We start from the raw sequence: 26,815 nt of genomic DNA, 5'->3' as shown, positions 1-26,815 counted from the left end.
CATCGCCGGCGAACGCCGCACGGCGACCGAGCGACACGGATCCGGAAGGACAGACATGGCAGGCGACTGGGCCGTAGAACTGCACGGCGTCCGCAAGCGCTACGGCCGCGGTCGCACCGCCGTCCACGCCCTGCGCGGCATCGATCTCACGCTCCGGCACGGCAGTTACACCGCGGTGATGGGCCCTTCGGGCTCCGGCAAGTCCACGTTCCTCCAGTGCGCGGCAGGCCTCGACCGCCCCACGGCGGGCGCGGTCCGCCTGGGCGGCACGGAGATCACCGGCATGAAGGAGAACAAGCTCACCGCCCTGCGCCGCACCCGCATCGGCTTCGTCTTCCAGGCCTTCAACCTCCTGCCGTCCCTCACGGTCGAGCAGAACGTCGTCCTCCCGATGCGCCTGGCCGGCCACCGCCCCGACCGTCGCCGCGCCGCCGAGGTCCTGGCCCGGGTCGGCCTGGCGGACCAGGCCCGCCGCCGCCCGGGCCAGCTCTCCGGCGGCCAGCAGCAGCGCGTGGCCATCGCCCGCGCCCTGGTCACCCGCCCCGACGTCGTCTTCGCGGACGAACCGACCGGCGCCCTGGACACCACCACGGCCTCCGAGATCCTCACCCTGCTCCGCCGGTCCGTCGACACCCAGGGCGCCACGGTCGTCATGGTCACCCACGACCCGGCGGCCGCCGCCTGGGCGGACCGCGTCCTGTTCCTGGCCGACGGCGAGATCATCGACCACCTCGACCGCGACGCCGGTACGCACCACCTCCACGGTGCCCCTCCCGCCCGCAGCCACGTCGACCGCATCGCCGCCCGGATGACCTCTCTGACCACAGCGCCCACCTGTGCGGGAGCGGCAGCCTGATGTTCGTTCCCAACGGCCTCGCCCGCGCGGCCCTCCGCTTCCGCCCCGCCGCGTTCGTCGGCACGTTCGTCGCCCTGATGCTGGCCGCGACGATCGTGTCGGCCTGCGGCATCCTGCTGGAGACGGGTGTGCGCGCCGAGGTCCCGCCCCGGCGCTACGCGCACGTCCCCGTCGTGGCGGCCGCCGAGCAGCGGGCCGGGAAGCCGGACGAGAGCGATGCCGTGCCGGACCGGGCCCGCCTCGACGACTCCCTGGTGGCGAAGGCCGCCGCGGTGCCCGGGGCGCGCGCGGCGATCCCCGACGTCACCTTCCCGGTGCTCACCCCCGAGGTCACGCTCACCGCCCACGGCTGGGGCTCCACCGCCTTCACCGGTGAACGCCTCACCGCCGGACGCGCCCCCGGCCCGGGCGAGGTCGTCCTCGCTCACGGCCCGCGGGCCTCCGTCGGCGACTCCGTCACCCTCACCACTCCGGAGGGCGCCCGCGCCTACCGCGTCTCCGGAACCACGTCCGCGCAGGACGCCCAGGACACGGCGCAGCCCACCGTCTGGTTCGCCGACACCGAAGCCGTACGCGTCTCCGGACACCCGCACCGCGTCGACACCATCGCCGTCCTCCCCGAGCCCGGCATCAGCACCGGAACCCTTCAGGCCAGGGTCGCGCACGCCCTGGGCACCAGGGCCGAACTCCACACCGGCGACGACCGGGGCGCCGTCGAGGATCCCCTCCTCATCGAGGCCAGGGAGGTCCTCACCGGAATCGGCGGCTCCTTCGGCGGCATCGCCACCCTGGTCGCCGTCTTCACCGCGGCCGGCACCGTCGCCCTCGCCGTGGGCCGGCGCGCCCGCGAGTTCGCCCTGCTGCGCGCCATCGGCACCACCCCGCGCCAGATCCGCCGCACCATCGCCACCGAGGCCCTGCTCGTCGCCCCGGTCGCGGGCGCGCTCGGCTGTCTGCCCGGAATCGCCCTGGCCGCCTGGTGGTTCGGCCGGCTCAAGGACAAGGGCGCCGTCCCGGACGCCGTCGACCTAGCCGTCTCCTGGATCCCGCTGGTCTCCACGGCCGGGACGGTCCTGGCCACGGCCCTGCTCGCCGGATACACCGCCGCGCACCGCAGTTCGCGCATCAAGCCGGGCCAGGCGCTGAGCGAGGCGTCCGTGGAGCGGCTGCGCCCGGGCTGGATCCGCACCCCGCTCGGTGTGGCCGCCGCCGGCCGGCGGGTTCGTGTGCGCGGGCCTGGCCGCCTCGCTGACCGGCGAGGAGGCGGCCAACGCGGCGCTCGGAGTCGTGATGCTCTTCATGCTGGCCGTCGCGCTGCTGGGCCCACTGGTGGCCCGCGCCTGCGCCGCCCTGTTCGGACTCCCGCTGCGCGGGGCAGGCGCCCCCGCCGCGCTCGCCGCGGCCAACTCCCGCACCAACGCCCGGCGTCTGGCCTCCGCGATCACCCCGATCGTGCTCGCCATGGCCTTCTCCTCCGTCCTCGTCTTCCTGCAGACCAGCGAGGACAAGGTCACCGGCGAACAGCAGCGGGCGGGCATCGTCGCCGACCACATCGTCACGGCCGACCAGGGCGCCCTGCCCCCGGAGGCCGTACGACGCGCCGAGCGGACGCCCGACGTCACCGCCGCCGTCGGCCTGCTGAGGACATCCGTGCTCGTCCCGGCCACCGGCGTCCTGACCCCCGTCTCCGCACAGGGCGTCACCGGCACCGCCCGCGCCCTGACCGCCGTACAGGACCTGGACGTCGAGCGGGGACAACTCACCCTGAAACCGGGCGAGATAGCCGTGGACGCGTCCGTCGCCGACAACGCGAACGTCCGGGTCGGCGACCGTATCCGCATCCACCTGCCCGACGGCACCAGGGCCACCCCGCTGGTGGCGGCGACGTACGGACGCGGCATGGGCCTGTCCCAGGTCACCCTGAACCGCACCGACCTGGCCCGCCACGTCAGCTCGTCCTTCGACACCGAACTGTGGGTCAAGGGCGGCACGGCGAAGGCACTCGCACCGCTCGGCCGGGTCCTGGACCGCGCCGACTACACGACCGCCGCGTCCCTCGACCGCGAACTCAACGGCTGGGCGAACCGGGTGATGGCGGCCGTACTCGGCGGCTTCGCGGCCGTCGCCGCCGTCAACACGCTGGTCATGACGGTCCTCGACCGCCGCGGCGAACTCGGCACGCTCCGCCTGCTCGGCTCCACCCGCCGCCAGGTGCTGCGCATGGTCCGCTGGGAAGCCCTCCTGGTCGCCGTCGCGGGCATCGCGCTCGGCACGGCGATCGCCCTGGCCACGCTCGTCCCGATGATGCGGGGGCTGACGGGCCAGGGACCGTACATACCCCCGCTGGTGTACGGCTCGTTCGCGGCGTCGATCCTCGTCCTCGGCATGGCCGCCGCGACCCTGCCGGCCCGGGCGGCGCTGCGCGGGGAGACACTGGAGCGGTGACCGAGACACCCCGCACCCCGCTGACCCTGGCCCAGGTCGAGGCCACCGCCCGCGCCGCGCACGCCGGCCAGACCGACAAGGCGGGGCGGCCCTACGCCGAACACCTGCGGGCCGTGGCGGAGGGGGTACGGGAACGGGGCGGCGACGAGGACCAGATCGCGGCGGCCTGGCTGCACGACGCCGTCGAGGACGACGCCCTCTCGCCCCAGTGGCTGCGCGAGGCCGCGCTGAGCAGCCGTACGAAGGACATCGTCCTCGCGGTCACCAAGCGGGCCGGGGAGCCGCCCGAGGCGTACGCCGCGCGTATCCTCGCCACCCCGGGCGCGGCGCTGGTGAAGGAGGCGGACCTGGCGCACAACGCGGATCCGGCCCGCCTCGCGATCCTCGACGAGGCCACCCGCATGCGACTGACCGAGAAGTACGCACGGATGCGCGCACTTCTCGGTCAGTCGGATGCGGTCTGAAAGGTGCTGAAAGGCGCCTAGGCGCTGACCTTCTCGCGCTCGCGCCGCTCGGCGCTCTGGCGTTCGCGGGCCAGCTCGGCCGCGTCCCGCTTGAAGGCCCATTCCATCTTCGGCTCCATCGCGAACCGGAACATGCGCTGCACCGGCTTGGTGCACAGCACCGTCACGACGGCGGCCGCGAGGACGGTCACGGCGATCTGTCCGGCCGGCTGGTGGAACCAGCTCGCTTCGAACCAGCCCTGGTAGTCGCCGGCCTTCACGAGGAAGCCGTGCAGCAGGTAGCCGTAGAGCGTGCCCGCGCCGAGCGCGGTGAACCACATGTGGCGACGCGGCACCCAGGCGAAGAAGCACGCGGTCAGCACCAGGGAGCAGCCGAACATCGCGAGCACCATGACCGGGCCGGCCCACCACGGCGCGCCCAGCTCCTGCGCGGCGTCACGGTGGTAGAACCACGCGGTGTTCATGCGCGGCACGGCCCACCAGCTGAAGGCCAGGGCGGCGGCGAACACGGGCACCGAGGCGATCCGCACCGAACGGCGGCGCACCATGTGGAAGTGCTCGGGCTTCATCACCAGGCCCAGCACGAAGAACGGCAGGAACTGCAGGACGCGCTGCAGGTCCAGGTCGTCACCGATCTCGGGGGTGACGGTCGCCAGCATCGCGAGGCCGAGCGCGAGCGGCAGCGGCCAGCGCACCATGTTCCAGATGGGGGTGGTCAGCCGCCAGATGAACAGCGCGACCAGGAACCAGGTCAGGTACCACGGGTCGAGGAGACTGATGTCCTGCCCCGGGTCGTCGTCGATCCACCGCTTGAAGAGCGGGTAGGCCGTCTCGAAGATGATGTACGGCACGGCCACGCCGGTGATCAGGCGCTTGAGCCGGTCGGGCCGCATGTCGAAACTGCGCGAGAAGTAGCCGGAGATGAGGATGAACGCCGGCATGTGGAACGCGTAGACGACCTGGTACGCGGCCTCGAGTATCCGGCTGTCGCCCTTGAGCGGCTCCCAGGCGTGGCCCATGGCCACCAGCACGATCGCGAGGTACTTCGCGTTGTCGAAGAACGCGTCGCGCTGCTTGCCGTTCTGCTTCTTCTGGGGGCTCTGCGGCGAGCGCGGGCTCGGCACTCCGCCTGCCGGCGACTGTGCCGGGGGAAGTGGCGCCTTGCGGTCGCCGTTCGGTCGCAGCGAGTTCGTCACAGACCCTCCCACCAGGAGCTCGGGGAGACGATCCGGGACCTCGCTGCGCTTGCGGGGGACGAGGCAGCGTGGAACATCTGAGGCACCCTAGCCTTCCCTGCCTCTATTCGTAAAACGCCGGACGTGATTCCTGGCTATTCGCTGTGGGTACCCCGGATTTCGGGTAGTTGACGTCACTGTCGGCGTGATGACCAACACATCTTCGGTGCCGAGTTGTGTCCGTCACAGGTGCCCTGCTTGTCGGGATACTTCCGGACTAAGCGGTGCATAAGACCAGCAGGCGACTCCAGTGGAATGTCCGCTTCAGCGCTCTTCGGAAGCCTCTCCCCAGGGTTGTTGAGGAGCCTTGGGCAGTAATTCGAATTAGCTGCGAACGCGTTGTGTGGAGACGGAAACGATCCGCCCCAATTCCCTGCGCGGGTGGCGCTTCGAATTGCCGTACGAGTCCCCGCCGTCGGGTCCCCTCCCGCACGCGGCGTACACGGGCCCGGACGACACCGGGGCGGTCGATGCGTCACCGGCCGCATAGCCCGGCCGCGTTGGTGGCACGATGGTTCTGGCGGGGTGCGCGCAGTGGCGCCCCCGGCCGGGAGAGCGGACCGACCGAGGGTGTGATCAGTTGTGGCCATTTCACTGTCTGTGGTTCTGCTGTTGGCGATCATCCTTGTGGTGTTGCTGAGAGGGGGATCCATCAAGGCAGGCCCCGCGATCGTGGCGATCCTCTTCGGCTTCTTCCTCGCCTCGACCGGCATGGCCCCGTCCATCCAGCGCTTCCTCAACTCGATAGCGGAGACGGTCAACTCCATCAGCTTCTGACCGGCCCGGGAGCACCCCTCCCGGGCCGGTGCCACGGGCCCGAGGGGCGTGCGGATACCCTCCTCCCGACGGGACAGTGCGTGACGGGGGGAACGTACGGGGATGGCGCTGCGCGATTCTGACCCGGTGGAGGTGGGCGGCTACCGCATCGAGGACCGCCTCGGCTCCGGCGGCATGGGTGTGGTCTATCTGGCCCGCTCGGCCTCCGGCCGGCGCCTCGCCGTCAAGGTGGTGCACGGCCAGTACGCCGACGACGACGAGTTCCGCGCCCGTTTCCGCCGCGAGGTGGCCGCGGCCCGACAGGTCAGCGGCGCCTTCACAGCTCCCGTCGTGGACGCGGACGCCGACGCGTCGCGCCCCTGGATGGCCACGCTCTACATACCGGGAGCGGACCTCGGCACCCACGTCCGCGAGCACGGCCCGCTCCCCGCACCCCGGCTGCGTGAACTCGCCGCCGGCCTCGCCGAGGCGCTGCGCGACATCCACCGCGCCGGAGTCGTCCACCGCGATCTGAAGCCGGCCAACGTGATGCTCGCCGAGGACGGCCCCCGCGTCATCGACTTCGGCATCTCCCGCGCCGCCGAGTTCGCCGCCGCCGACGTCCTCACCCAGACCGGGCGCGTCATGGGCACCCCGCCCTACATGTCGCCGGAGCAGTTCTCCTCCCCGCAGGACGTCGGCCCGGCCGCCGACATCTTCTCCCTCGGCTCGGTCCTCGCCTACGCCGCCACCCGCCGCGGCCCCTTCGACAGCCCGAGCCCCTACGAGACGGCGGTCCGGGTCGTCGAGGGCGAACCGGCCCTCGCCGGCGTACCGGACGAACTGCTCCCCTTCGTACGCCTCTGCCTGGAGAAGCACCCCAAGTCCCGCGTGACCGCCGACGAACTCCTGACCCTGCTGCGCGACGGAGACCCGGGCGCGGTGCCCCCGGCCGCCGAGGAGTCGAGAACCGTTCCGCCCCGGCGTGCCCCCGCGGCCGCGCCGCAGCGCGACACCCCGCTCGCCGACCCGCCGCCCGAGCCCGCCGGGCCGCGCGGCGGCCGCAGACGCCGGTACCTCCTCACCGCGGCAGCCGGGACGGCCGTGGCCGCCGTACTGGCCGCCACCACCGTGGTCCTCACCGTCGCCCTCTCCCGCGACAGCGACCCCGGCCCCTCGGCCGCCGCCCCCAGCGACCTCCCCGACGGCTGGAAGTCCTGGGCCACCGCCGCGAAGGCCCCCAAGGGCAGCGAGCGCCTCCTGGGCGGCGCCGACAGCGCTCTCGCGGGCTGCGCGGCCGTCGACACCTCCCTCGTGTGCGCCGGCTCCGGCCTCATGGCGACCCGCTTCGATCTCGCCGGCGGCCGTAACACCTGGGACCGGCCCGTCGACCCCACACCCGACGGCTCGTCCAGCAGCAGCGAGGGCGCGCTCATCGGCACCGCCGACCATCACGTCTACGCCTACGAGGCGGAGGAGGGGGAGACGGCGGCCGGCCCCCGGTTCAGCTACACGGTGTACGCCCTGGCCGCCGGCACCGGCAAGGAGCTCTGGCGGACCGTAACGGGCACCGGCGAGTCGGCGTCCCTCCCCGACAGCACACAGGACGCCGCCACGGCCGTCCCCGAGGGTGTGGTCACCTTCTACGGCTCCGGGGGTGACCAGTACGCCCTGCTCGACGCCGAGACCGGCGACGTCCGCTGGAGACAACCGAAGCCGCACGGCCCCGACGCCCCGGCCGACTGCCTGCTGCGCCCGGCGGCCGACCGCGCCTACCTCGTCTGCGTGATCGGCCTGTCGGAAAAAGGAGCCTCCCGGACCACCGTCTCCCAGATCGACCCGGCCACCGGAGAGGCCCGCTGGACCGTCGAGGCCAAGGGCGCCCAGTACCTGCTCGGCCAGCACGACGGACGCCTCGTACTCGCGGACACCTTCTCCACGGACCGCGGCCTGACCCTGATCGACGTCTCCTCGCGCGTGCTCACCGTGCGACGGCTCGCACAGCCCCGGCCCGAGGACGCGCAGGCGTACCTGATCCGCGGCACGGTCTACTTCACGCGCGAAAGCGGCGGCATCCGCGCGGTCTCGCCGCGCACCGGCCGGACACTGTGGGAATCCAACTCCACCGTGGAGCAGCAGGGGCCGCCGACCGCCTCCGCCACCCACGTGTACGTCGCGTCCCCCAGCGGCCGCCTGGCCGCCCTGGACGCGAGCACCGGCGAGGTCGAGGCCACCCGGCCCGGCCGCGACGACGGCGGCAGAACCGACAGCATGCTCGTCACCTCGGGCGCCCCGCTCGTCCTGGTCGGCGACGCCCTGTACGTCCCGTACGGCGTCCGCTCCGTCTACACGGTGGACGTACGGCACCTCTGAATCCCCGGAAATCCCCTGGGCACCCGAAATCCCTCAGGCACCGGAAAACACCTCGGGCCCGGTTCCGAAGAACCGGGCCCGAGCCGTTCAGAGCGGGCGACGGGAATCGAACCCGCGTAGCTAGTTTGGAAGACTAGGGCTCTACCATTGAGCTACGCCCGCACGGTGCGCGCCCAGGTCGGGTGACCTCGGCACGCAAGCATCGTAGCGGGTTGTGCGCCCTCGTCGCACACCGCATTCGCATCCGGACCTTCCCGGCGCCGACGCAGGGGAAATACGGCGGCCGTACGGCCTCGCGCCATGTACCCTACGTGTCGCACCAGACGGGGTGTGGCGCAGCTTGGTAGCGCGTCCGCTTTGGGAGCGGAAGGCCGTGGGTTCAAATCCCGCCACCCCGACCAGCCATCCGATCATCTCGAGTCACCTGAGTGATCGTCGCCCGGTCACTCATGTGATCGCCTTTTGGGCGGTGTAGTCGCTGCCGTTACTATGCAAGCTGCACGCCCGTGTGTCTCAGCGTCTGAAGTCTCCGGGCGGCGAAATCCGCCGGGCCGTTCTGGCCCCGGCAGAACCCAAGAAGTCAGCCACAAGGAGACCGAACCGTGAAGAGCGCCGTGGAGACCCTGAACCCGACTCGGGTTCGGCTCACTGTCGAGGTGCCCTTCGAGGAGCTCAAGGACAGCCTCGACGCGGCGTACAAGAAGATCAACCAGCAGGTCACGGTGAAGGGCTTCCGCAAGGGCAAGGTCCCGGCCCGGGTCATCGACCAGCGGTTCGGCCGCGGTGCGGTGCTGGAGGAGGCCGTCAACGACGCGCTGCCGAAGTTCTACACCGACGCGGTCAACGAGGCCGAGCTGAACCCGCTGGGTCAGCCCGAGGTCGACATCACGGAGCTGAAGGACGGCGAGACGCTGAACTTCACCGCCGAGGTCGACATCCGTCCCTCCATCGAGATCCCGGACTACTCCGGCATCGAGGTCGAGGTCGACGCGGTCGAGGTCACCGAGGAGGACGTCGACAAGGCGGTCGAGGAGCTGCGCGAGCGCTTCGCCTCCACCGCCCCGGTCGAGCGTGCCGCCGAGGACGGCGACGTCGTGACGATCGACCTCGAGGCCAAGGTCGAGGGCGAGGTCCTGGAGGACGGCGTCGCGGACGGCGTCTCCTACACCATCGGCTCCGGCGAGCTGCTCGACGGCATCGACGACGCCGTGAAGGGCGTGGAGGCCGGTGGCGAGGCCACCTTCACCTCCGAGCTCAAGGGCGGCTCGGCGGCCGGCAAGGAGGCCGAGGTCACCGTCAAGGTCACCCAGGTCGCCAAGCGTGAACTGCCCGAGCTGGACGACGAGTTCGCGCAGCTCGCCTCCGAGTTCGACACCATCGAGGAGCTGCGCGCCGACAGCCGCAAGCGCCTGGAGAACATGAAGCAGTACGACCAGGCCACGCAGGCTCAGGAGCGTGTCCTGGAGAAGCTGCTCGAGCTGGTCGAGGTGCCGGTCCCGGACAAGCTGCTCGAGGACGAGGTCAACACTCGCAAGCACAACCTCGAGCACCACCAGCTCGGCCAGATGGGCCTCGACCTCGAGAAGTACCTCGAGATCCAGGGCAAGACGGTCGAGGAGTTCGACGCCGAGACCAAGGAAGCCGCGGTCAAGGGCATCAAGACGCAGTTCGTGCTCGACGAGCTCGTCAAGCAGGAGAAGCTGAACGTCAGCCAGGAGGAGCTCACCGAGCACCTCATGCGGCGCGCCGCCTCCTCCGGCATGTCCCCCGACCAGTTCGCCCAGGCCGTCGTCGAGGGCGGTCAGGTTCCGCTCCTGGTCGGCGAGGTCGCCCGCGGCAAGGCCCTGGCCGTCGTGGTCGAGAAGGCCGCGGTCAAGGACACCAACGGCGAGGTCGTCGACCTGGACGACGAGGACGAGGAGACCGAGGCCCCCGAGGCCGAGGCCGCCGAGTCCGCCGAGGAGAAGACCGAGGGCTGAGCCCCGGTACCTGGTTGATAACGCCGTAAGGACGGGCCCCGAGAGACACACAGTGCCTCTCGGGGCCCGTCGGCGTCACTGACCCAGGTGCGGACCGAAGCGCCCAAGTCGCTACGCCCCCGGCGAACACTCCCATCTCCGGGATTCCCCGAAGGGACCCGCGCGTTAGGGTCCATGAATACGAGGGCAGTGGAGTCTGCGAACGGCTCCAGCCCCGCAGGGAAACGTGAGACGGCCCGGCGCCGTCGTAAGACGAGCAGGTGGATACGTGACGAATCTGATGCCCTCCGCCGCCGGCGAGCCTTCCATCGGTGGTGGCCTCGGTGACCAGGTCTACAACCGGCTGCTCAACGAGCGGATCATCTTCCTCGGCCAGCCGGTCGACGACGACATCGCGAACAAGATCACCGCACAGCTGCTGCTCCTTGCCGCGGATCCCGACAAGGACATCTACCTCTACATCAACAGCCCCGGCGGTTCGATCACGGCCGGTATGGCGATCTACGACACGATGCAGTTCATCAAGAACGACGTGGTGACGATCGCCATGGGTCTCGCGGCCTCGATGGGCCAGTTCCTGCTCAGCGCGGGCACCCCCGGCAAGCGCTTCGCGCTGCCGAACGCCGAGATCCTGATCCACCAGCCCTCCGCCGGCCTGGCCGGCTCGGCCTCGGACATCAAGATCCACGCCGAGCGGCTGCTGCACACCAAGAAGCGCATGGCCGAGCTCACGTCCCAGCACACGGGGCAGTCGGTCGAGCAGATCACCCGCGACTCGGACCGCGACCGCTGGTTCGACGCCTTCGAGGCCAAGGAGTACGGCCTCATCGACGACGTCATCCCCACGGCCGCAGGTATGCCGGGCGGCGGCGGCACCGGGGCCTGAGAGGTCCCCACGGGGCCTGTGGCGCCCCGTGAGGCCCCCGGAGCCCTCCCGGGCCCCAGCGACCCCAGACAGCCCCAGCCGACCGCCTCAGCCCTTTTCAGGAGACACCGTGAACCAGTTCCCCGGCAGCGGGATCTACGACCGTATGAACGCCGTGCAGGACATGAGCGCCTCGCAGGGCCGCTACACCGGCCCGCAGGCCGAGTCCCGCTACATCATTCCGCGCTTCGTCGAGCGCACCTCCCAGGGCATCCGCGAGTACGACCCGTACGCGAAGCTCTTCGAGGAGCGCGTGATCTTCCTCGGCGTCCAGATCGACGACGCCTCCGCCAACGACGTCATGGCGCAGCTGCTGTGCCTGGAGTCGATGGACCCCGACCGTGACATCTCGGTGTACATCAACAGCCCCGGCGGCTCCTTCACGGCGCTCACCGCGATCTACGACACGATGCAGTACGTGAAGCCGGACATCCAGACGGTCTGCATGGGCCAGGCCGCCTCCGCCGCCGCCGTCCTGCTGGCCGCCGGCACGGCGGGCAAGCGCATGGCCCTGCCGAACGCGCGCGTGCTGATCCACCAGCCGTACAGCGAGACCGGCCGCGGCCAGGTGTCCGACCTGGAGATCGCCGCGAACGAGATCCTGCGGATGCGCTCGCAGCTGGAGGAGATGCTGGCCAAGCACTCCACCACGCCGGTCGAGAAGATCCGCGAGGACATCGAGCGCGACAAGATCCTCACGGCCGAGGACGCGCTGAGCTACGGACTGATCGACCAGGTCATCAGCACCCGGAAGATGGACAACTCGAGCCTGCGCTGAGGCGAGAGGCTGTATCGTCTGCCGCCCCTTGGCACGGTTTGGCACGGTCCACGTCAAAGTGAACCGCGCCAAGGGGGGCCCGAACGAGGGGCCCGGCAAGGTACCGTCGGACATAAGGCTGCACCAGGAGCCGCTGGACGTCGACGTCCAGTCGTCTCCCAGGCGAAGGGGAAGCACACCGTGGCACGCATCGGTGACGGCGGCGATCTGCTCAAGTGCTCGTTCTGTGGCAAGAGCCAGAAGCAGGTCAAGAAGCTCATCGCAGGGCCCGGTGTGTACATCTGCGACGAGTGCATCGACCTCTGCAACGAGATCATCGAGGAAGAGCTGGCCGAGACCAGCGAGGTCCGCTGGGAGGAACTCCCGAAGCCTCGCGAGATCTACGAGTTCCTCGAGGGGTACGTGGTCGGCCAGGAGGCCGCCAAGAAGGCCCTCTCCGTAGCGGTGTACAACCACTACAAGCGCGTCCAGGCCGGTGAGAACGGCGGGGGGAACGGCCGCGACGACGCCATCGAGTTGGCGAAGTCCAACATCCTCCTCCTCGGCCCCACGGGCTCCGGGAAGACCCTCCTCGCGCAGACCCTCGCGCGCATGCTGAACGTCCCCTTCGCGATCGCCGACGCCACGGCGCTGACGGAGGCGGGATACGTCGGCGAGGACGTCGAGAACATCCTCCTCAAGCTGATCCAGGCCGCCGACTACGACGTCAAGAAGGCCGAGACCGGGATCATCTACATCGATGAGATCGACAAGGTCGCGAGGAAGAGTGAAAACCCGTCGATCACGCGCGACGTGAGCGGCGAGGGCGTCCAGCAGGCCCTGCTGAAGATCCTGGAGGGCACCACGGCCTCGGTCCCGCCGCAGGGCGGCCGTAAGCACCCCCACCAGGAGTTCATCCAGATCGACACGACGAACGTGCTGTTCATCGTGGGCGGTGCCTTCGCCGGTCTTGAGAAGATCATCGAGTCCCGGGCGGGTGCCAAGGGCATCGGCTTCGGCGCGCAGATCCGCTCCAAGCGCGAGATGGAGTCCAAGGACCAGTTCCAGGAGGTCATGCCGGAGGACCTGGTCAAGTTCGGCATGATCCCCGAGTTCATCGGCCGGCTCCCGGTCATCACCTCGGTCCACAACCTCGACCGCGAGGCCCTGCTGCAGATCCTCGTCGAGCCGCGCAACGCGCTCGTCAAGCAGTACCAGCGCCTCTTCGAACTCGACGGTGTGGAGCTGGACTTCGAGCGTGAGGCCCTCGAGGCCATCGCCGACCAGGCGATCCTCCGCCAGACCGGCGCGCGTGGCCTGCGGGCCATCATGGAGGAGGTCCTCCAGGGCGTGATGTACGAGGTCCCGTCCCGCAAGGACGTGGCCCGGGTCGTCATCACGGCGGACGTCGTCCAGTCGAACGTCAACCCGACGCTGATTCCGCGGGACGCGCGCGGACGCGGCCCGGGCGAGCAGAAGACCGCCTAGTCACCCACTGCACGCGAAGGCGCCCAGCACAGCTTGTGCCGGGCGCCTTCGTCGTTGCCGGCGTCAGGCCTTGACGCGGACTTCCTCGCGGACCTTGGTGGTGAGGTCGATCGCCACGTCCTGGGTGACGCCCTGCGCCGCCTCAGCCGGCGACACGATGGCGATGGTGCTGTAGTCGGCCCACGCGCAGAACCAGTTGACCTTCTCCTTCTTGGTCAGCTGGTCCTGTGACTTGGCCGACTGGCACTTCATGGCCGCGCCGTCGAGGTCGGCCTCCTCGGGCTCCCCGATCAGTTCGGGCTTCGTGGACCCGGACGCGGCCTCCTTCTCGGACGACTTCTTGAAGTTGGCGAAGAACAGGTCCAGCGTCGCCTCCGGGTCGGAGATCTCACCGTAGGCACCGGCCACCGTCAGGGTCTTGGCCGACGCCATCTTCGCCGCGGACGAGGGATCGTCGGGGTCGTAGTTGCTCAGGTCCACCGTGGAGTAGAGGCCCGCAGCGGTCTTGGCGCCCTTGACGCCGCTCTTCTCCAAATCCGAGGCGTTTCCGGCGGTCTGCCCGTCCTTCGTGGTGCGCTTGTACTCGCTGAGCACCGTCGCCGGGGTCGACAGCTTGTGCGGCCCGTCGTCCTCCAGGCCGCCACCCCCGCCGATCACGAAGTACGCGCCCACGCCGATGGCCGCGACGACCGCGACCGCGCCGAGGATGATGCCCGTCTTCTTCTTACCGCCGCCCGGGGCCGGGGGCTGCGGGACGCCGTAGGGGGCCTGGCCGTAGGGTGGCTGCGGCTGCTGGCCGTACGGGGGCTGCTGGCCGTAGGGGCCGGGCTGCTGGGGCGGGGCACCCTGCGGGTAGCCGTAGCCGGGCTGGGGCGGAGGGGCCTGCTGGGGGTAGCCGTAGCCGGGCTGGGGCGCCTGCGGCTGCTGGCCGTACGGACCGGGCTGGCCGTACGGTCCGGGCTGCTGGGGCTGCCCGCCGTACGGGCCCGGCTGGTTGTAGCTCATGTTCTGGGTTCCCCTCCAGATGCTTATGTGTTCCAGACATCCTGGCGCAGACCCGTCGTGTGCATGGCATCGGGGCCCCCACCGTTACAAAGCAAACGAGTTTCGGGACGGGGGAGTGACACCTCTAAACTGACCCCCGTGACCGAGAACGCTCAGCAGCAGCCACCAGCGCCCAGCACCGACCTGCCGACCCAGTACGCGCCGGCCGACGTAGAGGGGCCGCTGTACGAGCGCTGGGTAGAGCGGGGTTACTTCGAGGCGGACGAGAAGAGCGACAAGCCCCCGTACACCGTCGTCATCCCGCCGCCGAACGTCACGGGCAGCCTGCACCTCGGGCACGCCTTCGAGCACACCCTCATCGACGCGCTGACGCGCCGTAAGCGCATGCAGGGCTACGAGACGCTCTGGCAGCCCGGCATGGACCACGCCGGTATCGCCACGCAGAACGTCGTCGAGCGGGAGCTCGCCAAGGAGGGCAAGTCCCGGCACGACCTGGGCCGTGAGGCCTTCGTCGAGCGGGTCTGGCAGTGGAAGGGCGAGTCCGGCGGCCAGATCAGCGGCCAGATGCGCCGCCTCGGCGACGCCGTCGCCTGGTCGCGCGAGCGCTTCACCATGGACGAGGGCCTGTCCCAGGCCGTCCAGACCATCTTCAAGCGGCTCTACGACGACGAGCTCATCTACCGCGCCGAGCGCATCATCAACTGGTGTCCCCGGTGTCTGACGGCCATCTCGGACATCGAGGTGGAGTACCAGGACGACGACGGCGAGCTCGTCTCCATGAAGTACGGCGACGGGGACGACACCATCGTCGTCGCCACCACCCGCGCCGAGACGATGCTCGGTGACACGGCCGTCGCCGTTCACCCCGGGGACGAGCGGTACAAGCACCTGATCGGCAAGCTGGTCAAGCTGCCGCTGACCGACCGCTCCATCCCGGTCGTCGCCGACGAGCACGTCGACCCGGAGTTCGGCACGGGCGCCGTCAAGGTGACCCCGGCGCACGACCCGAACGACTTCGAGATCGGTCAGCGCCACGACCTCCCGGCCCTGACGATCATGGACGAGCACGCGGTCATCACGGCGCACGGCCCCTTCCAGGGCCTGGACCGGCTGGAAGCGCGGTCGGCGATCGTCGCGGCCCTGCGCGCCGAAGGGCGGATCGTCGCCGAGAAGCGGCCCTACGTCCACTCCGTCGGCCACTGCTCGCGCTGCAAGACCACCATCGAGCCGCGCCTGTCCATGCAGTGGTGGGTCAAGGTCGGTCCGCTCGCGAAGGCCGCCGGTGACGCCGTCCGCGACGGGCGCGTCAAGATCCATCCGCAGGAGATGGAGAAGCGCTACTTCGACTGGGTCGACAACCTCCACGACTGGTGCATCTCGCGGCAGTTGTGGTGGGGCCACCGCATCCCGGTCTGGTACGGGCCGAACGGCGAGGTCGTCTGCGTCGGCGCCGGCGAGGAGCCGCCCGGGACCGAGGCCGAGGGCTGGCGCCAGGACACCGACGTCCTCGACACCTGGTTCTCCTCCGGCCTGTGGCCGTTCTCCACGATGGGCTGGCCCGAACAGACCGAGTCGCTCGCGAAGTTCTACCCGAACTCCGTCCTGGTCACCGGCTACGACATCCTCTTCTTCTGGGTCGCCCGGATGATGATGTTCGGCCTGTACGCGATGGACGGCACCCCGCCGTTCCACACCATCGCCCTGCACGGCATGGTCCGCGACCAGTTCGGCAAGAAGATGTCGAAGTCCTTCGGCAACGCGGTCAACCCGCTGGACTGGATGGACAAGTACGGCAGTGACGCCCTGCGCTTCACCCTGGCCCGGGGCGCCAACCCCGGCGTCGACGTCCCGATCGGTGAGGACTGGGTCCAGGGGTCCCGCAACTTCGCCAACAAGATCTGGAACGCGACGCGCTTCGCGATGATGAACGGCGCGACGGTGGACGGCCCGCTGCCGGACCCGGCGAAGATGTCGTCGACCGACCGCTGGATCCTGTCCCGGCTCAACTCGGTCGTCGCCGAAGTCGACGCGTTCTACGAGGACTACCAGTTCGCGAAGCTGTCCGACGCCCTGTTCCACTTCGCGTGGGACGAGGTCTTCGACTGGTACGTCGAGCTGTCCAAGACGACGTTCCAGGCGGGCGGCGAGGCGGCCGAGGTCAGCAAGCGGGTCCTGGGCGAGGTCCTCGACGTCACGCTGAAGCTGCTGCACCCGGTGGTTCCCTTCGTCACCGAGACCCTGTGGACCACGCTCACCGGCGGCGAGTCGGTCGTCATCGCCGACTGGCCGAAGGACAGCGGCTTCCGGGACGCCGGTGCCGAGCGGGAGATCGAGAGCCTCCAGTCGGTCATCACCGAGGTCCGCCGCTTCCGCGCCGACCAGGGCCTCCAGCCGGGCCAGCGGGTTCCGGCCCGGCTGACGCTGGACGGCACGCCGTTCGCGACCCACGAGGCGGCCATCCGGCAGCTGCTCCGGCTCCAGCCGGAGGGCGACGCCTTCACGGCCACGGCGACCCTTCCGGTCGCGGGCGCCGAGGTCGCCCTCGACCTCTCCGGCACGATCGACGTCGCGGCGGAGCGCAAGCGCCTCGCGAAGGACCTCGCGGCGGCGGAGAAGGAGAAGGCGCAGGCGACCGGCAAGCTCGGCAACGAGGCGTTCCTGGCGAAGGCCCCCGACCACGTCGTGGACAAGATCCGCACCCGCCTCGCCAAGGCGGAGGAGGACATCGCCCGGATCCAGGCACAGCTGGATCGCCTGCCGCAGGCGTAAGGGTTCGTACGGTCGTGGAGGCCCCGGTGCTGTCAGCGCCGGGGCCTCCACGTGGTCAGGGGCGCGGGGAACTGCGCGACCAGCCCCCACGGACCCGCACCCGCCCACAGCGAACAATGTCACCGCCCCTCCGTAGACTGGGCCCCGTGAGCGAGCTCCCTCCAGACCACAGCGACGACCAGCCCGACCCCCTCGACAACTTCGACGAGATCATCGCGGAGGAGACCACCCGCGACCCCGACCTCGCGGTCATCGAAGCCGGCAGCCGAACCCTCCGCACCCAGGGCGGCCCGCCCGAGGCCGACATCCCGACCCGGCCCGCCGACCCCGAGGTGGACAAGGCCCTGCGCGAGGTCGAGGCGGAGCTCGCCACGCGCTGGGGCGAGACCAAGCTGGAGCCCTCCGTCAGCCGTATCGCCGCGCTGATGGACATCCTGGGCGAGCCGCAGCGGTCGTACCCGTCGATCCACATCACGGGGACGAACGGCAAGACCTCCACCGCCCGCATGATCGAGGCCCTGCTCGGCGCCTTCGAGCTGCGCACCGGCCGCTACACCTCGCCGCACGTGCAGTCGATCACGGAGCGCATCAGCCTCGACGGCGCCCCCATCTCCGCCGAGCGGTTCATCGAGACGTACCAGGACATCAAGCCGTACATCGAGATGGTCGACGCGCAGCAGGAGTACCGGCTGTCCTTCTTCGAGGTGCTCACCGGTATGGCCTACGCGGCCTTCGCCGACGCGCCCGCGGACGTCGCCGTCGTCGAGGTCGGCATGGGCGGCTCCTGGGACGCCACCAACGTGATCGACGGTGACGTCGCCGTCGTCACGCCCATAGACCTCGACCACACCGACCGGCTCGGCTCCACGCACGCCGAGATCGCCACGGAGAAGGCCGGCATCGTCAAGCAGGGCGCGACCGTCATCCTGGCGCAGCAGCCGGTCGATGCGGCGCAGGTGCTGCTGAAGAAGGCCGTCGAGGTGGACGCCACTGTGGCCCGGGAGGGTCTGGAGTTCGGCGTCGTCGACCGGCAGGTGGCCGTCGGCGGGCAGCTGGTGACACTGCGTGGCCTCGGTGGTGAGTACCCGGAGGTGTACCTGCCGCTGCACGGCGCGCACCAGGCGCACAACGCGGCCGTCGCGCTCGCCGCAGTCGAGGCGTTCTTCGGGGTCGGCGCGCAGCGGGCCGAGCCGCTGGACCTGGACGCGGTCCGCAAGGCGTTCGCCGCCGTGGCCTCGCCGGGGCGGCTCGAGGTCGTGCGGAAGTCGCCGACCGTCGTGCTCGACGCCGCCCACAACCCGGCGGGTGCCCGGGCGGCGGCCGAGGCGATCGGGGAGGCCTTCCAGTTCAGCCGCCTCATCGGGGTCGTCGGCGCGAGCGGCGACAAGAACGTACGGGGACTGCTGGAGGCCTTCGAGCCGGTGTTCGCCGAAGTCGTGATCACCCAGAACTCCAGCCACCGTGCGATGGACGCCGACGAGCTGGCCGGTATCGCCGTCGAGGTGTTCGGCGACGACCGCGTCCAGGTCGAGCCGCGGCTGCCCGACGCGCTGGAGGCCGCGATCACGCTCGCCGAGGAGGAGGGCGAGTTCGCGGGCGGCGGTGTGCTCGTCACCGGTTCCGTCATCACCGTCGGCGAGGCCCGACTGCTCCTGGGGAAGGGCTGAGACCCGTGCGTACGCTCTGTTCTTCGACCCTGATCGGCGAGTTCTTCGTCATCGGCTTCGCCGGTCTGGTCGCCATGAAGGATCCCGATCTGTCCATGGCGACGGTGTGGACGGTCAGCGGTGTCGCGATGTTCCTGTGCCTGGTGCTGTGCGGACTGGTGACGCGCCCCGGCGGGGTCGTGCTCGGCTGGGCGCTGCAGCTCGCGCTCATCGCGTCGGGCTTCGTCGTGCCGATCATGTTCTTCCTGGGCGCGATCTTCGCGGCCCTGTGGTGGGCGTCCGTGCACTACGGGCGGAAGGTGGACGAGGCGAAGGCGAGATTCGCGGCCCAGGCGGGTCCCTCGGGCTCCTCCACACCTGACGCTGCGTAACGAGCGCCCCGACACGCCGGGTAATCTCGTCTTTCCGTAAAACCTTGACGCATAAGGAGCCCGTCGTGACCCAGCGCACCCTCGTCCTGCTCAAGCCCGACGCCGTCCGGCGTGGCCTGACCGGCGAGATCATCGGCCGCATCGAGCGCAAGGCGGGCTGGCGGATCACCGCGCTGGAACTGCGCACCCTGGACCAGGACACGCTGGAGCAGCACTACGGCGAGCACAAGGGCAAGCCCTTCTACGAGCCGCTGGTGGAGTTCATGGCCTCCGGTCCGGTGGTGGCGCTGATCGTGGAGGGTGAGCGGGTCATCGAGGGGCTGCGCGCGCTCGCCGGCCCGACCGACCCGATCGCGGCCGCGCCCGGTTCCATCCGCGGCGACTACGGCGTCATCGTCCGCGAGAACCTGATCCACGCCTCGGACTCGGAGGAGTCCGCCGAGCGGGAAGTGAAGATCTTCTTCCCGGGTCGCGCCTAAAGCGCGAAGGGCGAGCAAAGTCCGGGAGCGGCGCTCCCGGACTTTCCTGGCATATACGTGCCGATCGAGGGAACGATCGCCCCCGAACGCCCGTCTCCACAAGCGAACCCGCACAGCATCTGCTGACATTGGCGGAGACCCTCCCGCAGTGTTCGCGAAGGCGCGTCTACGATGGAAGCCTTCACGTCACAGCACCCACCTTTGCCTACCTGAAAAGCCCTCAAAAGCTAGTGGGAAGGCCAGACGAATCCTGATGGGGAACTCAATGTCGTTCATCGGCCGTGACATGGCTGTCGACCTCGGGACCGCCAACACGCTGGTGTACGTCAGGGGTCGCGGGATCGTACTCAACGAACCGTCCGTCGTCGCGATCAACACCAACACCGGTGGCATCCTCGCGGTCGGGGCCGAAGCGAAGAAGATGATCGGGCGCACGCCCGGCAACATCGTTGCCGTACGTCCTTTGAAGGACGGCGTGATCGCCGACTTCGAGATCACCGAGCGGATGCTCCGCTACTTCATCCTGAAGATCCACAAGCGGAGGTATCTGGCTCGTCCGCGGGTCGTCGTCTGTGTGCCCTCGGGCATCACGGGCGTCGAGCGCCGCGCCGTCATCGAGGCGTCGTCCCAGGCCGGCGCCCGCCAGGTGCACATCATCGAGGAGCCCATGGCCGCGGCCATCGGCTCCGGCCTGCCGGTCCACGAGGCCACGGGCAACATGGTGGTCGACATCGGCGGCGGCACCACGGAGGTCGCGGTCATCTCCCTCGGCGGCATCGTCACCGCCCAGTCCATCCGCGTGGCGGGCGACGAACTGGACAACGCGATCATCCAGCACATCAAGAAGGAGTACTCCCTCCTGCTGGGTGAGCGGACGGCCGAGCAAATCAAGATCACGATCGGTTCGGCGTACGACCTCGACTCCGACGAGCACACCGAAATCCGCGGCCGGGACCTGGTGTCCGGGCTGCCGAAGACCGTCGTCATCTCCGCCGGCGAAGTCCGCAAGGCGATCGAGGAACCGGTCAACGCGATCGTCGACGCCGTCAAGACGACCCTCGACAAGTGTCCGCCGGAGCTGTCCGGCGACATCATGGACCGAGGAATCGTTCTGACCGGCGGCGGGGCGTTGCTGCGGGGCCTGGACGAGCGGCTGCGCCGGGAGACCGGCATGCCGATCCATATCGCCGAGGATCCGCTGGACAGTGTGGCTCTCGGTTCCGGTAAGTGTGTCGAGGAGTTCGAGGCGCTCCAGCAGGTGCTGGACGCCCAGCCGCGCAGATGACATAACTCTTCGATTCCGCCGTACGGGACGATCTCCTCTCGTGCGGCGGATCGTTGATATAGAGGCATAAGCTCCCACAAAGCAGCCCCTTGGGTTTCCCTGGGGCTCCCCGAATTCCTATGAGGAAGGGCACGGCCGCCGCACGTGAGGGACACACGAGAGAGTCGGCTGCTCCTGGTGCTGCTGATCGCCATCGCGTTCGCTTTGATCACGGTGGACATCCGCGGTGGAGAGGACTCGCCCGTCGACGGTGCCCGGCAGGGCGCGGCGACGGTCTTCGGCCCGATCGAGAGCGGTGTCTCGGCCGCGGTCGACCCGGTCGGCAACGCGGTATCCGCCATCCGTGAATCCGGCGAACGGCACGACCGGCTCGCCGTGCTGGAAGAGGAGAACGCGGCCCTGAAGGCGAGACTCGGCAGCGACGACCGCAGCCGCAGCCGCCTCAAGCAGCTCGACAAGATGCTGAAGGTCGCAGGCACCGGCCAGTACGGCATCAAGGGCGCCCAGGTCATCGCCATAGGGGCCGCGCAGGGCTTCTCCTGGACCATCACCATCGACGTCGGCGCCAACGACGGCATCAAGCGCGACATGACCGTCCTGAACGGGGACGGGCTCGTCGGCCGGGTCACCACCGTCGGGCCCCACACCGCCACGGTCCTGCTGGCCAGCGACCCTGACTTCACGGTCGGTACGCGGATGGAGGCCGGCGACGAGCTCGGCTTCGCCTCCGGGCAGGGCGACCGCCCGCTGCGCGTGGAACTCCTCAACGGCAAGGCCGAGGTGAAGAAGGGCGACCGCCTGGTCACCTTCGGCTCGCAGGCCGACCGGCCGTTCGTGCCCGGCGTGCCCGTCGGCGTGGTCTCCCGTGTCGACCCGTCCGGCGGCGGCCTGACCCGCACGCTCTATGTCACGCCGTACGCGAGCTTCACCAAGCTCGACATCGTCGGTGTCGTCGTCGACGTCCCGAAGAAGGACCCGCGCGACACGGTGCTCCCGCCCAAACCCAAGCCCACCCCCAGGCCGACGGTGACGGTGACCGTGACGCCGTCCGCCGAGGCACCCGCAGACGGCCAGAACCAGCAAGAGCAGTAGGAGCTGTCACCTCATGCGCGTCAACCGGATCCTGCTCTCCTCCGCCCTGGTCGTCGTCGCCCTGGTGATCCAGGTGAGCGTCCTCGCCCGCCTGCACCTGCCGGGTGCCGTGCCCGACCTGATGCTCCTCACCGTCCTCGGCCTGGCCCTGGTGTACGGCCATATGGGTGGCGCCCTCGTCGGCTTCGGCGCGGGCCTGCTGGCCGACCTCGCCCCGCCCGCCGACCACGCCGCCGGGCGGTACGCCCTCGTGCTGTGCGTCATCGGCTATCTCGCCGGCCTGGCGAAGCCCGAGTCGGGCCGGCTGAAGTCCGCCACCGGCCCCATGGTCGTGGTGGTCGCCGCCGCCATCGGCTCGACCCTGCTGTACGCCGGGGTCGGCGCCCTCGTCGGTGACACCGCCGCCCGCCATGTGGGCCTGGGCAGCCTGCTGTTCACGGCCGCCCTGTACGACCTGCTGCTCGCCCCGTTCGTCGTGCCGGGGATCATGGCCCTGGCCCGGCGCGCCGAGAACGATCCGCTCGCCGATTCCGGCTCCGGCGCCAAGGCCACCGACATCTCCTCCGGCTGGCTCTCCGGCGGCACCGGCCTGAAGATCGGCAGCCAGCGCAACGGGCTGCGGGTGAAGGCCGCCCGGGCCCGGATGGCGCGGGCCGGGCGCATCAAGGGGGTCAAGCGGCTGTGAACGCAGGGGACTTCATCCCGTCATCACAGACTCGTACGCGTAGGGAGAGGGGGAGGCAGCACCCGTGACCAACATTCCCGAGACCGGCCGGAACACCCGGGTCCAGATCCGGCTCGTCGTCATCCAGGTTCTCGTCCTCTCTCTCCTGCTCACGCTCGGCGGACGCCTGTGGTACCTCCAGATCCGTGAGGGCGCGGCGTACGCCAAGGAGGCGTCCGGGAACCACGTCCAGCAGGTCGTCCAGCCCGCCGTCCGGGGTTCGATCCTGGACGCGCGCGGTGTGGCCCTCGCCGACAACGAGACCCGGCTGGTCGTCTCCGCCTCCCGTACCGACCTGCTGAAGATGCCGGACGACGGCAAGGACGTCCTCACCAAGCTCGCCAAGGTCCTGGGCATGAAGCCCAAGGAGGTCATGGCGAAGGTCCGGCTGTGCGACTCCGAGACGCCCCAGCCCTGCTGGAACGGCTCGCCCTACCAGCCCATCCCCATCACCGACGAGGCCACCGCCAAGCAGGCCCTGCAGATCCGCGAGCGCGCCGAGGACTTCCCCGGCATCACCGCCGAGCCGGAGGCCATGCGCCGCTACCCGAGCCCGGGCAAGGCCAACACCGCCCAGGTCCTCGGCTACCTCTCGCCGGTCACCGACGAGGAGATCAAGCAGGCGCAGAACACCAACTCGCCGTATCTGCGCTCCGACCAGGTCGGCCGCTCCGGGCTGGAACGCCAGTACGACAAGGAGCTGCGCGGCAAGGCCGGCGTCACGCGCTACGAGGTCGACAACCTCGGCCGCGTCATCGGCCAGGCCGAGGCCGACCCCACCCACCCGGGCGACAACCTCGTCACCAGCATCGACTCCCGCGTCCAGCGGATCGCCGAGTACCAGCTGAACGAGGCCATGAAGGAAGCCCGCAAGCAGAACGACCGGAACACCGGCACCAACTACAAGGCCGATTCCGGTGCCGTCGTGGTGATGGAGGCCAAGACCGGCCGGGTCGTCGCCATGGCGTCCAACCCGAACTACGACCCGAACGCCTGGGTCGGCGGCATCTCCGCCAAGGACTACGCGCGGCTCACCGGAAAGAGCTCCAACTACCCGCTGCTGAACCGCGCGATCCAGGGCCAGTCGGCGCCCGGCTCGATCTTCAAGGTCGTCCCGACCGCCGCCGCGATCAACGCCGGTTACTCCTTCGACGGCCCCTACCAGTGCTCCAGCTCGTTCTCCCTCGGCGGCCAGGTCTTCAAGAACTTCGAGTCCAAGGGATACGGCCCGATCAGCCTCGGCCGTGCCCTGGAGGTCTCCTGCGACACCGTCTTCTACCGGCTCTCCCACGAGGAGTGGAAGCGCGACGGCGGAGCCAAGCCGAAGAAGAAGACCAACGACTGGTTCTACAAGACCGCCCACCAGTTCGGCCTCGGCAAGGAGACCGGCATCGACCTGCCCAACGAGGTCACCGGCCGCATCCCCGACCGCCAGTGGAAGCTGGACTACTGGAAGGCCAACAAGGACGTCTGGTGCCGCACCGGCAAGCGCAACGGCAGCTACGCCGAGAAGATCGCCTACGAGAACTGCCTCGAGGGCAACCGCCTGCGCGCCGGTGACTCCGTCAACTACTCCATCGGCCAGGGCGACACCCTCGTCACGCCGATCCAGATGGCCACCATCTACGGGGCCATCTCCAACGGCGGCACCCTCTACGACCCCTCCGTCGGCAAGGCCGTCATCAGCGCCGACGGCAAGACCGTCTCGCCGATCAAGCCCAAGTCGCACGGCAGGCTGCCGATGACGAAGACGACACGCGACCGGATAGACGATGCCCTCGCGGGAGTCGCCACCCGCGGTACGGCCGCCTGGAGGTTCGGCGGCTGGCCGCAGGACAAGATCCCGATGCACGCCAAGACGGGTACGGCCGAGGTCTACGGCAAGCAGACGACCTCCTGGTTCGCCACCTACACCAAGGACTACACGGTCGTCATGACCATCGCGCAGGGTGGTACGGGCTCCGGCGCCTCGGGCCCCGCCGTCCGCAACATCTACAACGCGCTGTACGGCGTCTCCGAGGACGGCAAGATCGACAAGAAGAAGGCCCTGCTGCCCACCCCGCAGGAGGCCCTGCCGAAGGTCAAGACCGACGGCACCATCTTCTCCCCGAAGGTCTCCAAGGACCCGGCCAAGGACCAGCAGGCCAAGAAGAAGGACCCCAACGCCCCGGCCGACCCGCTCCAGCCGGCGACGGCCGCCCCGCCGACGCCGGAGAACCGCGACACCCGAAGGCGGCGGCGCCGGAGGGGAAACCGGGGGTGGGCGGCATGACCGGCGGTGTGAACAGCTTCCAGGTCTCCGGCTACGGGCCCGAGCGCTCCGGCTGGACCCGGCTCCTCGCCCGTGACTCGGTCGTGCGGCGGCTCGACTGGCCGATCCTGCTGTCGGCGCTGGCCCTGTCGCTGCTCGGCACGCTCCTCGTCTACTCGGCGACCCGCAACCGCACCGAGCTCAACCAGGACGACCCGTACTACTTCCTCGTCCGGCACCTGCTGAACACCGGCATCGGCCTCGCCCTGATGGCCGGCACGATCTGGCTCGGCCACCGCGCCCTGCGCACGGCCGTGCCGATCCTGTACGGCCTCTCGGTCCTGCTGATCCTGCTGGTGCTCACCCCGCTCGGCTCCACGATCAACGGCGCCCACTCCTGGATCAAGCTCCCCGGCGGCTTCTCCCTGCAGCCCTCGGAGTTCGTGAAGGTCACGATCATCCTGGGCATGGCGATGCTGCTCGCGGCCAGGGTCGACGCGGGCGACAAGCAGTACCCCGATCACCGCACGGTCGTGCAGGCCCTGGGCCTGGCCGCCGTGCCCATGCTGATCGTGATGCTCATGCCCGACCTCGGGTCGGTCATGGTCATGGTCATCATCGTGCTCGGCGTGCTGCTCGCCTCCGGGTCGTCCAACCGGTGGGTGTTCGGCCTGCTCGGCGCGGGCACCCTCGGGGCGGTCGCCGTCTGGCAGCTCGGGGTGCTCGACGACTACCAGATCGCCCGCTTCGCCGCCTTCGCCAACCCCGAACTCGACCCCGCAGGCGTCGGCTACAACACCAACCAGGCCCGGATCGCCATCGGCTCCGGCGGACTGACCGGCTCCGGCCTCTTCCACGGCTCGCAGACCACCGGCCAGTTCGTGCCCGAGCAGCAGACGGACTTCGTCTTCACCGTGGCGGGGGAGGAACTGGGCTTCCTCGGCGGCGGCCTGATCATCCTGCTGCTCGGCATCGTCCTGTGGCGGGCCTGCGCCATCGCCCGGGACACCAGCGACCTGTACGGCACGATCGTGGCCGCGGGCATCGTCGCCTGGTTCGGCTTCCAGACGTTCGAGAACGTCGGCATGACGCTCGGCATCATGCCGGTCACCGGCCTGCCGCTGCCCTTCGTGTCGTACGGCGGTTCGTCGATGTTCGCCGTGTGGATAGCGGTCGGGTTGTTGCAGTCGATCCGGGTGCAGCGGCCGATGTCGGCCTAGCGACCTGAACGGGGGAGCGGAATGTCCGGGGAGTATGTGGCCCAGTGCCTGGTGACCGAGGAACTGGTGAGCCATCTCCTGGCGCTGGCGGAGCTGGACCTGACCGACGACGACGCCATCGAGGCGCGGCTGCGTGAGGCCGGCTGGCCCGAGTGGTCGCAGGCGGTGCGGGGACCGGCGTACGAGGACACCCCCGATGTCCCCGACGCCACCCACGTCACCCCGCAGGGCCACTTCGTCACCTGCGACGGCGACGGCTCCCTCTACCTGCCGTTCGCCTACCTCTACTCGGTCGACGGCGGCCTGCTCGACGAGGACTGCTGGGGCGCCCTCCCCGGCTGGACCAGCGAGGAGGGCGCCTGGCGGCCGGAGTTCGACGCCCACTTCGGCACCGTCGTGCAGCGCTTCACCGAGCGGCTGGGCCTGCCGAACCATGACATCCGGCAACCCAGGTACGACACCCGGTACGTCAGCTGGCGCCTGGAGCACAACGTGCTGATCGTCGGACAGGGCCCGGAGCCGCTGTCGTACCACCAGTTCGAGGACGCCCATGTGTACCTCGTCTCCCGGACGGCGAAGGAGGTGCCCTTCCCGGACGGCGAGGAGATGCGGGCCCTGCTGACGACCTGAACGTCACGACCCTCTCGGGGGGCGCTCACCACTGCTGTCCCGGC

20 protein-coding genes, 2 tRNA genes and 1 pseudogene are annotated in these 26,815 nt (G+C 69.9%); 20 read left to right on the top strand and 3 right to left on the bottom strand.

The genetic code is table 11. The features are described 5' to 3' along the window. Positions 1 to 55 precede the first annotated feature (55 nt). From OHU35_RS14650 to OHU35_RS14640, 3 genes and pseudogenes are all read left to right on the top strand, one after another. Positions 56 to 856, top strand: coding sequence for an ABC transporter ATP-binding protein (locus tag OHU35_RS14650; RefSeq protein ID WP_359894289.1), 801 nt, complete (start codon positions 56 to 58; stop codon positions 854 to 856). After that, positions 856 to 3,301 (top strand): annotated as a pseudogene (locus tag OHU35_RS14645) (ABC transporter permease). Before OHU35_RS14650 ends, OHU35_RS14645 begins: the two are co-directional and overlap by 1 nt. After that, positions 3,298 to 3,765, top strand: a complete 468-nt coding sequence (locus OHU35_RS14640; protein WP_189723603.1) for an HD domain-containing protein — start codon at positions 3,298 to 3,300, stop codon at positions 3,763 to 3,765. Before OHU35_RS14645 ends, OHU35_RS14640 begins: the two are co-directional and overlap by 4 nt. A 17-nt stretch (positions 3,766 to 3,782) precedes the next feature. Here the strand turns inward: OHU35_RS14640 and OHU35_RS14635 are convergent, their stop codons facing one another. Continuing rightward, a complete protein-coding gene (locus OHU35_RS14635) occupies positions 3,783 to 4,889 on the bottom strand; it encodes an acyltransferase family protein (RefSeq protein WP_373310120.1) in 1,107 nt (368 codons plus the stop codon). A gap of 693 nt (positions 4,890 to 5,582) precedes the next feature. Between OHU35_RS14635 and OHU35_RS14630 the strand changes: the two genes are divergently transcribed. Together OHU35_RS14630 and OHU35_RS14625 are read left to right on the top strand one after the other, a co-directional pair. Beyond that, the gene (locus OHU35_RS14630) at positions 5,583 to 5,777 is read left to right on the top strand and encodes a hypothetical protein (RefSeq protein WP_142163958.1); all 195 of its coding nucleotides are present in this window, start codon (positions 5,583 to 5,585) and stop codon (positions 5,775 to 5,777) included. Between the two features lie 102 nt (positions 5,778 to 5,879). Continuing rightward, positions 5,880 to 8,129 (top strand): serine/threonine-protein kinase, encoded by a 2,250-nt coding sequence (locus tag OHU35_RS14625; RefSeq protein WP_405505528.1) that lies wholly within the window; start codon positions 5,880 to 5,882, stop codon positions 8,127 to 8,129. A gap of 91 nt (positions 8,130 to 8,220) precedes the next feature. Here the strand turns inward: OHU35_RS14625 and OHU35_RS14620 are convergent. Beyond that, positions 8,221 to 8,291 (bottom strand) — tRNA-Gly (locus OHU35_RS14620). A gap of 162 nt (positions 8,292 to 8,453) precedes the next feature. Between OHU35_RS14620 and OHU35_RS14615 the strand changes: the two genes are divergently transcribed. The 5 genes from OHU35_RS14615 (at position 8,454) to clpX (ending at position 13,278) form a co-directional block, all read left to right on the top strand. Further along, positions 8,454 to 8,530 (top strand) — tRNA-Pro (locus OHU35_RS14615). Between the two features lie 201 nt (positions 8,531 to 8,731). Then, positions 8,732 to 10,108, top strand: coding sequence for a trigger factor (gene tig / locus OHU35_RS14610; protein WP_189723596.1), 1,377 nt, complete (start codon positions 8,732 to 8,734; stop codon positions 10,106 to 10,108). 280 nt (positions 10,109 to 10,388) lie between these two features. Further along, positions 10,389 to 10,994: an ATP-dependent Clp protease proteolytic subunit gene (locus OHU35_RS14605; protein WP_030818448.1), complete on the top strand. Its 606-nt coding sequence runs from the start codon at positions 10,389 to 10,391 to the stop codon at positions 10,992 to 10,994. Between the two features lie 109 nt (positions 10,995 to 11,103). Next, positions 11,104 to 11,811 carry an ATP-dependent Clp protease proteolytic subunit gene (locus tag OHU35_RS14600; RefSeq protein WP_308400922.1) on the top strand — a complete coding sequence of 236 codons (708 nt, stop codon included), beginning with the start codon at positions 11,104 to 11,106 and terminating at the stop codon, positions 11,809 to 11,811. A gap of 180 nt (positions 11,812 to 11,991) precedes the next feature. After that, entirely contained in the window at positions 11,992 to 13,278 is a 1,287-nt protein-coding gene (gene clpX / locus OHU35_RS14595; RefSeq protein WP_020271910.1) for an ATP-dependent Clp protease ATP-binding subunit ClpX, read from the top strand. 63 nt (positions 13,279 to 13,341) lie between these two features. On the opposite strand, the gene OHU35_RS14590 is transcribed toward clpX, so the two are convergent. Further along, on the bottom strand, positions 13,342 to 14,283 hold the full coding sequence (locus tag OHU35_RS14590) for a hypothetical protein (RefSeq protein WP_359894299.1): 942 nt from the start codon (positions 14,281 to 14,283) through the stop codon (positions 13,342 to 13,344). A 138-nt stretch (positions 14,284 to 14,421) separates the two neighbouring features. Here OHU35_RS14590 and OHU35_RS14585 point away from each other — a divergent pair, with 138 nt between their 5' ends. From OHU35_RS14585 to OHU35_RS14540, 10 genes are all read left to right on the top strand, one after another. Further along, positions 14,422 to 17,052: a valine--tRNA ligase gene (locus OHU35_RS14585; protein WP_359894301.1), complete on the top strand. Its 2,631-nt coding sequence runs from the start codon at positions 14,422 to 14,424 to the stop codon at positions 17,050 to 17,052. Positions 17,053 to 17,198: 146 nt separating this feature from the next. Continuing rightward, a complete protein-coding gene (locus OHU35_RS14580; protein WP_189723588.1) occupies positions 17,199 to 18,719 on the top strand; it encodes a folylpolyglutamate synthase/dihydrofolate synthase family protein in 1,521 nt (506 codons plus the stop codon). A gap of 5 nt (positions 18,720 to 18,724) precedes the next feature. Next, the gene (locus OHU35_RS14575; RefSeq protein ID WP_189723586.1) at positions 18,725 to 19,090 is read left to right on the top strand and encodes a DUF4233 domain-containing protein; all 366 of its coding nucleotides are present in this window, start codon (positions 18,725 to 18,727) and stop codon (positions 19,088 to 19,090) included. 65 nt (positions 19,091 to 19,155) lie between these two features. Then, entirely contained in the window at positions 19,156 to 19,569 is a 414-nt protein-coding gene (gene ndk, locus OHU35_RS14570) for a nucleoside-diphosphate kinase (protein ID WP_184592637.1), read from the top strand. Between the two features lie 265 nt (positions 19,570 to 19,834). Continuing rightward, a complete protein-coding gene (locus OHU35_RS14565; RefSeq protein WP_121888712.1) occupies positions 19,835 to 20,854 on the top strand; it encodes a rod shape-determining protein in 1,020 nt (339 codons plus the stop codon). A 144-nt stretch (positions 20,855 to 20,998) separates the two neighbouring features. Then, positions 20,999 to 21,946, top strand: a complete 948-nt coding sequence (mreC, locus tag OHU35_RS14560) for a rod shape-determining protein MreC (protein ID WP_405505525.1) — start codon at positions 20,999 to 21,001, stop codon at positions 21,944 to 21,946. Positions 21,947 to 21,959: 13 nt separating this feature from the next. Further along, on the top strand, positions 21,960 to 22,631 hold the full coding sequence (gene mreD, locus OHU35_RS14555) for a rod shape-determining protein MreD (RefSeq protein WP_184592633.1): 672 nt from the start codon (positions 21,960 to 21,962) through the stop codon (positions 22,629 to 22,631). A 64-nt stretch (positions 22,632 to 22,695) separates the two neighbouring features. Then, complete coding sequence (mrdA, locus tag OHU35_RS14550; protein ID WP_405505524.1) at positions 22,696 to 24,942, top strand: penicillin-binding protein 2; 2,247 nt, start codon at positions 22,696 to 22,698, stop codon at positions 24,940 to 24,942. Next, positions 24,939 to 26,141: a rod shape-determining protein RodA gene (rodA, locus tag OHU35_RS14545; RefSeq protein WP_359894306.1), complete on the top strand. Its 1,203-nt coding sequence runs from the start codon at positions 24,939 to 24,941 to the stop codon at positions 26,139 to 26,141. Before mrdA ends, rodA begins: the two co-directional genes overlap by 4 nt. A 21-nt stretch (positions 26,142 to 26,162) precedes the next feature. Beyond that, a complete protein-coding gene (locus OHU35_RS14540; RefSeq protein ID WP_189723578.1) occupies positions 26,163 to 26,771 on the top strand; it encodes a hypothetical protein in 609 nt (202 codons plus the stop codon). Positions 26,772 to 26,815: the final 44 nt, after the last annotated feature.

This window comes from Streptomyces purpurascens (genome assembly GCF_045040895.1).
Classification (GTDB): Bacteria; Actinomycetota; Actinomycetes; order Streptomycetales; family Streptomycetaceae; genus Streptomyces; species Streptomyces purpurascens.
This window is presented reverse-complemented; position numbering and strand designations above follow the sequence as displayed.

Bases quoted from the DNA above. Each gene is read 5' to 3' on its own strand.
- OHU35_RS14650 (WP_359894289.1), top strand. From the start codon at position 56: ATGGCAGGCGACTGGGCCGTAGAACTGCACGGCGTCCGCAAGCGCTAC.
- OHU35_RS14625 (WP_405505528.1), top strand. From the start codon at position 5,880: ATGGCGCTGCGCGATTCTGACCCGGTGGAGGTGGGCGGCTACCGCATC.
- OHU35_RS14605 (WP_030818448.1), top strand. From the start codon at position 10,389: ATGCCCTCCGCCGCCGGCGAGCCTTCCATCGGTGGTGGCCTCGGTGAC.
- OHU35_RS14590 (WP_359894299.1), bottom strand. From the start codon at position 14,283: ATGAGCTACAACCAGCCGGGCCCGTACGGCGGGCAGCCCCAGCAGCCC.
- OHU35_RS14565 (WP_121888712.1), top strand. From the start codon at position 19,835: ATGTCGTTCATCGGCCGTGACATGGCTGTCGACCTCGGGACCGCCAAC.
- mreD (WP_184592633.1), top strand. From the start codon at position 21,960: ATGCGCGTCAACCGGATCCTGCTCTCCTCCGCCCTGGTCGTCGTCGCC.
- rodA (WP_359894306.1), top strand. From the start codon at position 24,939: ATGACCGGCGGTGTGAACAGCTTCCAGGTCTCCGGCTACGGGCCCGAG.
- OHU35_RS14540 (WP_189723578.1), top strand. From the start codon at position 26,163: ATGTCCGGGGAGTATGTGGCCCAGTGCCTGGTGACCGAGGAACTGGTG.